Raw genomic sequence first — 10,938 nt, 5'->3', positions numbered from 1 at the left:
CGTCGCAGCGAGCCACCCTCGTCGTCGGAGCCGGTCAGGCGGGCCTCGAGGTCGCCACGGCCCTGCGCGACCTCGGCGACACCGACCCCCTGGTGCTGGTCGGCGAGGAGCCCGTGCCGCCCTACGACCGGCCCACCCTCTCGAAGGGCTACCTGGCCGGGTCGCAACAGGTCTCCGACATCGTCTTCCACCCCGAGTCGTGGTTCGCGGAGCGGGACATCGCGCTCCTGCTCGGCGACCCGGTGACCGGCATCGAACGCGACGCCGCGGGCGGACGGGCCTCGACCGCGTCCGGGCGGGTGGTCGAGTTCGCCCGGTTGGCGCTCGCGACCGGCTCGGTCAACCGCCGGCTGGACGTGCCCGGTGCCGACCTGGACGGCGTGCTCGACCTGCGCGATCTGGCCGACGCGGACCGGCTCGCGGCGGCTCTGGCCGACCTGGTCCGCAATCACGGTCGCCTGGTTGTCATCGGCGGCGGCTTCATCGGGCTGGAGGTAGCTGCGGACGCCCGGGCGAAGGGGGTCGAGGTCACCGTCCTCGAGGCGACCGACCGCCTCCTCGGGCGCGTGGTGTCACCCGAGCTGTCCGACTTCTACCTCGGCGCACACCGGCGCCGCGGGACCGAGGTGCTGCTGGAGGCGACCGCGACCCGCATCGTCGCCGACGACGGCCGGGCGGACGGGGTCGAGCTGGGCGACGGTCGGGTCGTCCCGGGCGGGCTGGTCCTCGTGGCGGTCGGCGCCAGGGCCCGGACCGAGCTCGCCGAGCAGCTGGGGCTCGAGGTCGACGGCGGGATCGTGGTCGACGAGCATGCTCTGGCCTCCGACGGGCACACGGTCGCGATCGGCGACTGCACGAGCCTGCCCAACCCGTACACCCGCGGCATCCCGGGGCGGCTACGTCTCGAGAGCGCCCAACATGCGTCGGACCACGCTCGGACCGCGGCGTCGACACTGGTCGGCAGCGGGGCGGCATACACGAGCGTCCCGTGGTTCTGGTCCGACCAGCGAGACCTGCGGCTGCAGATCAGCGGGCTGTACGCCGACGTCGACCGCACCGTCGTGCGCGGCGACATGACGAGCGAGCAGTTCACGCTGCTGCACTACCGCGCGGGGCTGCTGGTCGCGGCGGAGTGCGTCGGGACCCGGCAGGACCACATCGCGGTCAAGCGCGGCCTGGACAAGGGCATGACGATCGACCCCGACGCCGCGGCCGACCCCGGCGTGCCGCTCAAGCGGCTGCTGACCCCCGCCGGCTGATACGCGGTGCCGTCCCCGACGCAGGTTACGGACGGTAGGACGCAACAAGTCGTCCCGAGCCCGTTCGAGCGTGCTCGGTGGGCACGAGCTCGGGCGGGTTGTTGTGTTGTTGTGGACGCGAACCCGCCAGACTCCGCTGCCAACGGACGTGATGGTCGGTAGGACACGACAAGTCGGCCCGATCCCGTCCGGGCGTGCTCGGCCGGGACGGACCCCGGCGGGTTGTCGTGTTCTTGTGTATACAGCCCCGCCGGACGGTGCCCCCGGCTGTTCGCGGGTCCCGCTGGCTGGGACGCTGTCCCGGTGAGCGTGCAACCGGTGGTGGTCAGGCGTGAGGTGTCGCCGCTGGAGCTGTTCTACGACCTGGTCTTCGTCTTCGCGGTCTCGCAGCTGTCGCACCACCTGCTCATGCACCTGTCCTGGCGCGGTGCCGCCGAGACCGCGATCATGCTCGTCGCCGTCGGCGGGGTCTGGACCTCGACCAGCTTCGACGTGGCGATGCTCGACGTAGAGCGGCCCAGGACCAAGCTGATGATCGTCGTGCTGATGGTTCTCGGCCTGTTCATGAACGCCGCGATCACCGCCGCCTTCGCCGAGCGGGGCTGGCTCTTCGTCGCCCCGCTGCTGACCATCCTGGTGGGCCACCACGTCGTGATGAGCCGGCTCTCCCCGACCGGCGTCCTGCGGCGGCACTACGCCCGGGCGCTGGTCTGGTCGCTCGTGAGCGTGCCGCTCTGGCTCGCCGGTGCCGCGGCGGCGCCCGGTCAACGGCTGGCCTGGTGGGCGGGTGCGGCCGCGGTCGAGCTGCTCGGGTTCTGGCTGGCCCACCCGCTGCCGGGCCGTCGTCTCGAGAGCGCGCACCTGGACCTGGACGTCGACCACATGCTCGAGCGACTGCGTCTCTTCCTGATGATCCTGTTCGGCGAGACGGTGCTGACCATCGGTCGGGTGATCGCGGAGACGCCGGTCACGGCCGCTTCCCTCGCCGCTTCCGTCGGGGTCCTGCTGGCCGTCCTGTGCCTGTGGGCCACCTACTTCGGGGGTGCCGAGGACCTCGTCGCCAGACACCTGCGCGCAACGACGGACCCGATTCGCTCGATCCGGCTCGGGGCCAACATCACCTACGGCATACTCGTCGGCCTGGTGGCGGTCGCGGTCGGCAGCGACCACGTGATCGCCGACCCGCTCGGGCCCGGATCGGTGCCGCTGGCGCTGTTGCTCTTCGGCGGCATCGGCGTCTACTTCGCCTCGCAGGCCTGGTTCTTCCATGCCGTGATCCGCGACGCCTGGGCCCCGCGCCTCGTCGCGTGCGGTGCGGTCGCCGTGCTCGGGGTGCTGGCCACGAGGGTCCTCCCGATGGTGTCCCTGGCCCTGTTGGATGCGCTGCTCGTCGGGGTCGTGATCCGGCTGCTGCGGGTGCACCGGACGATCGCAGCAGAGGCGACCAGGCGGAACCCAGCGTCGGCGCCCCCGGAAGGGACCTGACGGCGCCCTCCGCCACCGGGACCGGCACGCGAGCAATGACCAGCTCGGCCCGAGCCGACCGCACCGTCCTCTGCGAGGCGCGCTCAATCCCGCAGCTGGACCGGGAAGCTCACGCCGGTTACCTCGTCGATCTCGATCCGCAGGACGTGCGGTTTCACGCCGGCCTCCCAGGGCTGCGCCAGATCGGGCATCAGGCCGAGGATCTCGCGCACGTTGTCGACCTCGACCGCGTGGCCGGTCACCTGCACGCTCCAGGCCCTGCGGTCGGCCGCGGCGAACCCGTCGACCTGGAAGGCGACGATCTTGTCCGCGGCGGCGCTGAGCTTGGTCCCCGAGCCGGTCCGGATCAGGATGCTGCCTGCCTCGACGACATGGTTGACCGGGAAGATCTGCGGCCGGTCGCCGGTGATGACGGCCAGCCGGCCCCAGGGCGCCCGGTCCAGCAGGCGCAGGCACTCGCGTCGGCCGATCTGCCGGGTCTCCGGATGGGTTGGGCGCGTGGGTGCAGCCATGAGTAAACCATGGGCCATCAGCCCGCTCGCCGCCAGAGCCCGGCACTCCGGAGGTCGCGCCCGTCGGTGGGCCGGGCTCAGGGCATGGGCAGATCCTTCAGGGGAACCGCTTGGCCGGTGTGCTGCTCGGACAGGTCGGCGAAGGCCCTGCGGACCACCTTGGCGAACAGGTGGGAGCCCTTCAGGCTGGGGTGGATCCGGTCGGACTGCAGCTGTTCGGGATGATCGCGGACGGCGCGGGCCCAGTCGGCGACGACGACGTTGTCGTGCTCCCTGTCGAGGGCAGCGAGCTTGGCGTTGTCGTCGTCGATGCGACTGAACGGGCCCATGAAGTTGACCAGGACGATCATCCGGGCCGGGCCGAGGGCCGCTATGACGGCCTCGGCGTCGTCGACGTCGACGCCGGCGTTGGTGCCGAAGGCGAGGACCACGGCGCGCCGGTTGTCCGAGCCCCGCGACCTGACGGCGGCCAGTCCGTCGGACCAGCGCCGGTTGGACCTCGCGTCCAGCCGGATTCCGGGGAAGTAGTAGTCGAGGGCGTGCACGCTGCCCACCATCATCGAGTCGCCGTAGCCGTCGATCTCGCGGCCGGCCGGCATGGCCCACTGTCCGACCGCTGCACCCACGGTGCCCACCGTCACCGGCCTGGTCGCCGGTACTGCGGCGCCGGTCGAGCCGACCGGGGCTGGACCCCCGCTGGGCACGGCCGCACTCGGGTCGGCCACCGGCGTGGTCGGCGTCGTGACCAGGCCGGCCGCGCGCGCGGCGTTGGCCTCGAGCATCCGGGCGGTCTCGGACCGGGTGGGTGCCGTCAGGACGACGGTCGCCATGACCACCCCGGTCACCGCCGCGGTCCCGACGAGGACCCGGCGGGACCCGACCGACCACCCGACGGTCCGGTCGAGGACGAGCCGGCCGACCCCCGTGAAGCCGAGCCGTCGGAACGGTGTCTCCACGAGACGGTGCGTCAGGTCTGCCAGCGCGACCGTGACCACCACGCACCAGGCTCGCGTCAGCAGGTGTTCTCGCGTCCCCGGGACCGTCGGGAGGTCGCCCGCCACGAGGAGAATGACCGGCCAGTGCCACAGGTAGATCGCGTAGGAACGGACCCCGATCCAGGTGAGGACAGGGTGGTCGGCGAGCCGCTGCCACGGCGCGACGCGCGAGACGGTGCGGTCGAGCAGGCCCGCGATGAGCACCGCCGTCGCCAGCGACGCCAGCGCGATCCCGCCGCGGAAGGTTGCGGCGTGCTCGTCGTCGAGCACGAACATCAGGGCGAGCAGGACGGCCCCGGCGACCGGCACCGCGAAGCGTGTGGCCGCACCCCACGCGGAGGGCCGGCTGCGCAGGGCCAGCGCCGGGCTGGTCCAGGCGAACGCGAGCGCGGCGCCGAGCATCAGGCCCATGACGTGCGTGTCGGTGCCGTAGTAGACGCGCGTGCCGTCGCCACCCGGCGTGAGGAGGGCCGCCATGAGGGCGGTCGAGCCCAGCGCGAGGGCCAACGCACTCGCCACGCGCAGCTGCGGGCGGGCCGACCGCACGAGCAGCAAGGTCGCCATTGGCCAGAGGAGGTAGAACTGCTCCTCGACGGCCAGCGACCAGAAGTTCATGAACAGCTGTGGGGCCGTTTGGTCGAAGTAGCTCGACCCGGCCGAGATCTCGACCCAGTTCGTCGAGAAGCTGAGCGCGCCGAGCACCTGTCGGCCGGCGTGCACGAGCAGGTCCGTGGACACCACCCGGGCGATGAGCACACTGACCGTCACGGTGAGCACGAGCGCCGGCAGCAACCGCCGCGCCCGGCGCAGCCAGAACGACCCGAGGGCGATGCGCCCGGTCGACTGCCGCTCGCGGACGAGCAGGGTGGTGATCAGGAAGCCCGACACGACGAAGAAGACGTCGACCCCGAGGAACCCGCCGGGCAGCCACGCGGCATCGAGGTGGTAGACGAGGACCGCGATGATCGCGACGGCCCGCAGCCCGTCGAGACCGGGGATGTGGCCCGCCCGGGCCCTGGCCGCCGTGCCGCGTGACGGCCCGGAAGCCGGCGCGGTGCCGACCGGGGCGCTCCCGCTGCCGGTCCGGACTCCGGTCGACGACGTCACGTCGCTCCCTTCGGGTCGTTGGGTCGGGTCGTTGGGTCGGGTCGCAGGGTCAAGCACGGTGGGTCGAGCACGGTGGGTCGGGTCGGTGGCTCGGGGGCGGTGGGTCCAGTTCGGTTCGCGATCCGGGCCTCGGTCGGGTCGAGATGTGGGTCGCCGGCTCCTCTCCCTGCGGCGTCGGTCCAGCGATGCTGTCAGCGAGCATAGGGACGTGCGGTGACATCGTGACGGAGCCACGCGGTGCGCTCCCGCCGGGCCTATCGTCGTCCCATGGTGCGAGCCACGTTCTTCGTGCGGGGTCGGGTGCAGGGGGTGGGGTTCCGGTGGTGGACCCGGGCCCGGGCCCTCGAGCTCGGCCTGACGGGGCACGCCCGGAACATGTCCGACGGCCGGGTCGAGGTCGTCGCCCAGGGCGACCGTGTCGCGGTCGAGCGCCTGCAGACCCTGCTTGCCGAACAGCCGACGACCAGCGCCCGGCCCGGCCGGGTCGTCGGCGTCACGACCCGGTGGAGCGACCCGAGGACCGGGGTCACCGGCTTCGCCGAGCAGTGAGGCGAGCGGGCCGGCGCACCGGTCCGCGGGTGCCTCCGGTCCGCCGCGCGGGCCGACCGCCAGACCGACCCGCCCGGCAGCCCCACTAGGCTGCCGGGGTGAGCACCGAGGTCCCCGCCGAGCTGGCCGACCTGCGCCGCAGCATCGACAACATCGACGCAGCGATCATCCACATGCTCGCCGAGCGGTTCCGCTGCACCCAGCAGGTCGGCGTCCTGAAGGCCCGACAGAACCTCGCCCCGGCCGACCCGGCCCGCGAGGAAAGCCAGATCGCGCGGCTTCGGGCGCTGGCCCACGAAGCGGGCCTCGACCCGGTGTTCGCCGAGAAGTTCCTGGGCTTCGTGATCGCCGAGGTGATCCACCATCACGAGCGTATCGCTTCCGCCACAACGTCACCCCCCGCCGGTCCCGGGGTGGGCTGAGCGGCCGGACGGTCCGGGCGACCCCCCTCCGGCCACGCCGCGGACCCGACCGCGACACCAGCCGACCCCCACCCTGGGCGCCCACCACCGGAGCCGGTGCCGTCAGCCGGCGACGTCGATCTCGCCTCGCGGCGTGGTGAGCCGGGCGCGCAGCCCGGTGGGCCCGCGCCGGACCCGCCAGGGCGCCTCGACACCGGCCAGCCGAGCCGCCAGTGCCGTGGTGCACGGTGTCGTCAGCTCGAGCTCGCGCAGCCGGATCCCGCGGTCGGGCAGGCTCAGTGCCGGGGGCGGGGTGTGCCACTCGATGAGCGAGGGTGCCACGCCACCGAGCGGCAGCGACCCGTCGTCCGGCACCGTCAGCGCCCACCGCGCTGCTCCTCGGGACAGCTCTCGTACGCCCGCCACACCCGCGAGCGACGCGACCCGCACGACCCAGTGGACGAGCGCCGGCCCGCGGGCGAGCCGCGCTCGCATCGCCGGGGTGTCGAGCTCGAACCAGCGGGTTCGCGGCGGCGTGGCGGCGGCATCGGGAGCGACGAGCTCGAGGTAGCCGCTCGGCCCCAGCGACACGAGCCGGTTGTGCGTGCCGTAGTCGGTATGCCGCCCACCGGGCTCGAGCGGGCAGCCGAGCAGACGCTCCAGCTGCGCACTGCCCGCCGCGAGGTCGGCCGTCGCCACGACGAGGTGGTCGAGCGTGGGGTGGGCCGGCATGTAGCGGGAGCCTACGCGCCGTGGCTCGCGGTGCGGGATGTCAGCCGCGCCGAGGCCCCGCACGTCCTTGGCCATGCCAGGTCCGTACGCATCCCGGCCGGGGCACCGGCGTGGACGCGAGCCGCCCCCGGTCGCGGCCGCGCACTCGTGCCGCACCCGCGCGCGGCGCGGACGCGAGCCGCTCCCCGGGGCCCCGGCCGCCCCCCTGGCCCCCGTCGCGCCTGCGCGGGCGCGGGCTGTCCGAGCCGTAGGCTGACCGCGACCGCCCGCCACAGAAAGCACAGGTTCGTGTACGTCAAGAGCCTCACCCTGAAGGGGTTCAAGTCCTTCGCGTCGGCCACGCGGCTGCGCCTGGAGCCCGGGATCACCTGCATCGTGGGACCGAACGGCTCCGGCAAGTCCAACGTCGTCGACGCGCTCGCCTGGGTAATGGGCGAGCAGGGCGCCAAGTCGCTGCGCGGCGGCAAGATGGAGGACGTCATCTTCGCCGGTACCGCCGGGCGGGCCCCGCTCGGGCGCGCGGAGGTGAGCCTGACGATCGACAACACCGACGGCGCCCTGCCGATCGACTACACCGAGGTGACGCTCGCGCGCACGATGTTCCGCAGCGGCGGGTCCGACTACGCGATAAACGGCACCCCGTGCCGGCTGCTCGACATCCAGGAGCTGCTCTCCGACAGCGGCATCGGCCGCGAGATGCACGTCATCGTCGGCCAGGGCCAGCTCGACGCCGTGCTGCGCGCGACACCCGAGGAGCGCCGCGGGTTCATCGAGGAGGCCGCCGGGGTCCTGAAGCACCGCAAGCGCAAGGAGCGGGCCTTGCGCAAGCTCGACGCGATGGAGGCCAACCTCACCCGCGCCCAGGACCTCACCGCCGAGATCCGCCGCCGGCTCGGCCCGCTCGGCAGGCAGGCACAGACCGCTCGCAGGGCCGCCGTGATCCAGGCCGACGCCCGGGACGCACGGCTGCGGCTGCTGGCCGACGACCTCGTCCAGCTCACCTGCTCGCTCGAGCAGGAGATCGCCGACGAGAGCGCCCTCGACCGGCGACGCGCCGAGGTCGAGCAGGAGCTGGTCGACCTCGCCGGGCGGCTCTCCCGGCTCGAGGCCGCGGCCGAACAGGCCCGCCCCGCATTGGCGCTGGCCAACGACCAGTGGGCGGCCCTCGGCCGGCTCGTCGAGCGGATGGCCGCCACGCGCGCGCTGGCCAACGAGCGGGTCCGCCTGCTCACCGAGGACCCCGGCGAGGACCCCGGCGGTGACACCGCTCGCGATCCGGCCGCCCTGCGCGCGGAGGCCGGCGAGGTGCGTGAACAGGAGGCGGTGCTGCGGGAGCAGGTCGCCGAGCTCACCGCGGGCCTTGAGGAGGCGGTCCGCTCGCGCACCGACGCGGAGCGGGCCCACGCCGACGAGACCGCCCGGCTGGCCCGGGCCGTCCGCGCGGCTGCCGACCGACGCGAGGGACTGGCCAGGCTGGCCGGCCAGGTCGCCGCGAAGGCCTCCCGCATCGAAGCCCGAGAGGCCGAGATCGCGCGACTGCGGGCGGCCGCCGAGCAGGCCGCCGCCCGGGGCGCCGCGGCCGAGCAGGAGTTCGCGCGGCTCGAGGCGACCGTCGCCGCGGACGAGGAGGGGGAGCACGGCCTCGACGGTGCCTACGAGCAGGCCGTCGTGCGGCTCGAGTCGGCGCAGTCCGAGCTGGCCCGCTGGGAGCAGGCCGCGGCCACCGCCGACGGGGCCCGCTCGACCGCGACCGCCCGGGCCGAGGCCCTCGAGCTCAGCCTCACGCGCAAGGACGGTGCGGCCGCGCTGCTCGCGGCGTCGGGCCAGGGTGCGGGAGGCCGCGACGTCCTCGGGTCGGTCGCCACCCTCGTCACGGTCGAGCCCGGGCTCGAGACCGCCTTGGCGGCAGCCCTCGGGTGGGCCGCCGAGGCCGTGGTGGTCGAGTCCCTCGACGATGCGACCGAGGCCCTGGCGAGCCTCCGCACGGACGACGCCGGCCGGGCGACCCTGCTCGTCGCCGACTCGGCCACCCCGGTCGACCCGTGCGACTGGCCGGCCCTGGACGGCGACGCACGCTGGGCTCGTGACGCGGTCACCTGCCCGGCCTCCGTCCGCCCGGCCCTCGAGCAGGTCCTCGACCGCGTCGCGCTCGTACCCGATGCCGACACCGCGGGGCGGGTCGTGCGCGCCCACCCCGGGGTCACCGCGGTCACCGCGGAGGGCGACGTCTACGCCCCGGGCTGGGCCCGGGGCGGCAGCAGCTGCACCCCCAGCCTGATCGAGGTGCAGGCGGCCTTCGAACGGGCCCGGGCGCAGGCCGAACGGGCCACCCAGCAGGCCCAGCAGGCCCGGTTCGCGATCGCCGCGGCCCAGGCCGCCCGCGGCGAGTGCGCAGCGGCGGTCGAGGCCACCCTGGAGCGGCTCAACGAGAGCGACGCTCGGATGGCCGCGATCGCCGAGCGGCTCGGCTCGCTGGGGCAGGCCGTGCGGACCGCCCGGGCCGAGGCCGAGCGTGCCGAGCGGGCCGGCGCCGAGGCGCTGTCGGCCCGGGACGCCGACGAGCTGGCCCACGCCGAGCTCCGCGCGCGGCTCGAGACGGCCGGCGCCGGGGCACCCGACGACACCGAGCTCGCCACGGGCGAGCGGGACCGGCTGGACGCGCGGGCCCGCGAGGCCCGCGCCGCCGAGACCGAGGTCCGGCTGGGCCTGCGCACCCGGGAGGAGCGCGCGCGAGCCCTGCACGAGCGCGCCGACGCCCTCGAGCGCGGCGCGCTCGCGGCCGCGCGGGCCCGCGAGCGGCTCGCCGAGCGGCGCGAGCAGCGCCACCGCGAGGCCAAGGTCGCCGAGGCGGTGCGGGTGGCGGCGGCATACGCCCACGACCTGCTGGTGCGCTCCGCGGAGCGGGCCGCCACGGTGCGAGCCGCGGGGGAGGCCGAGCGCACCGCGCGCTACGCGGACCTGACGCACCTGCGCCGGCAGATCGCGACCCTGCAGGAGCAGCTGCGCGAGCTGACCGACACGGCGCACCGCGACGAGGTGGCCCGCACCCAGCAGCGACTGCGCATCGAGGCGCTGCGGGCCCGGGCGGTCGACGAGCTCGGCATCTCACCGGAGTCGCTCGTCGACGAGTACGGACCGCACCGGCTCGTCCCGGTCGTGCCCGACCCGGCCGACGACCCGGACGCGCCCGCCGCCGAGCCGTCCCCGTACGTGCGCGAGGCACAGGAGAAGCGGCTGCGCCAGGCCGAGCGCAGGCTCGCCGCCCTCGGACGGATCAACCCCCTCGCGCTGGAGGAGTATGCCGCCCTGGAGGAGCGCCATGCCTTCCTCACCGAGCAGCTCGAGGACCTCAAGCGCTCCAAGCGGGACCTGCTCGAGATCGTCCGGGAGGTCGACGAGCGCGTCGAACAGGTCTTCGCGGAGGCGTTCGCCGACACTGCGGTGCAGTTCGAACGGGTCTTCCAGCGGCTCTTCCCCGGCGGCGCGGGCCGCCTCGTCCTGACCGACCCGAGCGACCTGCTCACGACCGGTCTCGAGGTCGAGGCGCGCCCGCCGGGCAAGAAGATCAAGCGGCTCTCGCTGCTCTCGGGTGGGGAGCGGGCACTGGTGGCCGTCGCCCTGCTCGTGGCGATCTTCAAGGCCCGGCCCTCGCCGTTCTACGTCATGGACGAGGTGGAGGCGGCCCTGGACGAGGCCAACCTGGGCCGGCTGATCACCCTGTTCGAGGAGCTGCGGGACAGCTCCCAGCTGATCGTGATCACCCACCAGAAGACGACCATGGAGATCGCCGACGCGCTGTACGGCGTGAGCATGCGCGGTGACGGCGTGACCACCGTGGTGAGCCAGCGGCTGCGCGAGGTCGCCGACCGGCCGGCCTGACCCGACGCGGTAGTCTCCG

8 protein-coding genes are annotated in these 10,938 nt (G+C 74.2%); 5 read left to right on the top strand and 3 right to left on the bottom strand.

Annotated elements, in window-relative coordinates; genetic code table 11:
* Both WMI84_RS07400 and WMI84_RS07395 read left to right on the top strand, forming a co-directional pair.
* Positions 1-1,259 (top strand): FAD-dependent oxidoreductase (locus WMI84_RS07400; protein ID WP_347351781.1); only part of this gene is annotated, 1,259 nt, incomplete at its 5' end.
* A gap of 303 nt (positions 1,260-1,562) precedes the next feature.
* Positions 1,563-2,744, top strand: a complete 1,182-nt coding sequence (locus WMI84_RS07395) for a low temperature requirement protein A (RefSeq protein WP_347351780.1) — start codon at positions 1,563-1,565, stop codon at positions 2,742-2,744.
* 83 nt (positions 2,745-2,827) lie between these two features.
* Here WMI84_RS07395 and WMI84_RS07390 read toward each other — a convergent pair whose 3' ends face one another.
* Both WMI84_RS07390 and WMI84_RS07385 read right to left on the bottom strand, forming a co-directional pair.
* The gene (locus WMI84_RS07390; RefSeq protein ID WP_347351778.1) at positions 2,828-3,256 is read right to left on the bottom strand and encodes a pyridoxamine 5'-phosphate oxidase family protein; all 429 of its coding nucleotides are present in this window, start codon (positions 3,254-3,256) and stop codon (positions 2,828-2,830) included.
* Between the two features lie 77 nt (positions 3,257-3,333).
* Positions 3,334-5,358 (bottom strand): acyltransferase family protein, encoded by a 2,025-nt coding sequence (locus WMI84_RS07385; protein WP_347351776.1) that lies wholly within the window; start codon positions 5,356-5,358, stop codon positions 3,334-3,336.
* A gap of 267 nt (positions 5,359-5,625) precedes the next feature.
* On the opposite strand from WMI84_RS07385, the gene WMI84_RS07380 reads away from it, so the two are divergent.
* On the top strand, positions 5,626-5,907 hold the full coding sequence (locus WMI84_RS07380) for an acylphosphatase (RefSeq protein ID WP_347351774.1): 282 nt from the start codon (positions 5,626-5,628) through the stop codon (positions 5,905-5,907).
* A 98-nt stretch (positions 5,908-6,005) separates the two neighbouring features.
* A complete protein-coding gene (locus tag WMI84_RS07375) occupies positions 6,006-6,329 on the top strand; it encodes a chorismate mutase (RefSeq protein ID WP_347351773.1) in 324 nt (107 codons plus the stop codon).
* Positions 6,330-6,431: 102 nt separating this feature from the next.
* Here WMI84_RS07375 and WMI84_RS07370 read toward each other — a convergent pair whose 3' ends face one another.
* Entirely contained in the window at positions 6,432-7,115 is a 684-nt protein-coding gene (locus WMI84_RS07370; RefSeq protein WP_347351772.1) for a VOC family protein, read from the bottom strand.
* Between the two features lie 213 nt (positions 7,116-7,328).
* On the opposite strand from WMI84_RS07370, the gene smc reads away from it, so the two are divergent.
* Positions 7,329-10,919: a chromosome segregation protein SMC gene (gene smc, locus WMI84_RS07365; protein WP_347351770.1), complete on the top strand. Its 3,591-nt coding sequence runs from the start codon at positions 7,329-7,331 to the stop codon at positions 10,917-10,919.
* Positions 10,920-10,938: the final 19 nt, after the last annotated feature.

This window comes from Intrasporangium sp., from assembly GCF_039812505.1.
Classification (GTDB): domain Bacteria; phylum Actinomycetota; class Actinomycetes; order Actinomycetales; family Dermatophilaceae; genus Intrasporangium_A.
This window is presented reverse-complemented; position numbering and strand designations above follow the sequence as displayed.

What these genes read in the sequence shown, in the direction of transcription:
- WMI84_RS07390 (WP_347351778.1), bottom strand. Translation starts at nt 3,256, where the DNA reads ATGGCTGCACCCACGCGCCCAACCCATCCGGAGACCCGGCAGATCGGC.
- WMI84_RS07370 (WP_347351772.1), bottom strand. Translation starts at nt 7,115, where the DNA reads ATGGCCAAGGACGTGCGGGGCCTCGGCGCGGCTGACATCCCGCACCGC.
- WMI84_RS07380 (WP_347351774.1), top strand. Translation starts at nt 5,626, where the DNA reads ATGGTGCGAGCCACGTTCTTCGTGCGGGGTCGGGTGCAGGGGGTGGGG.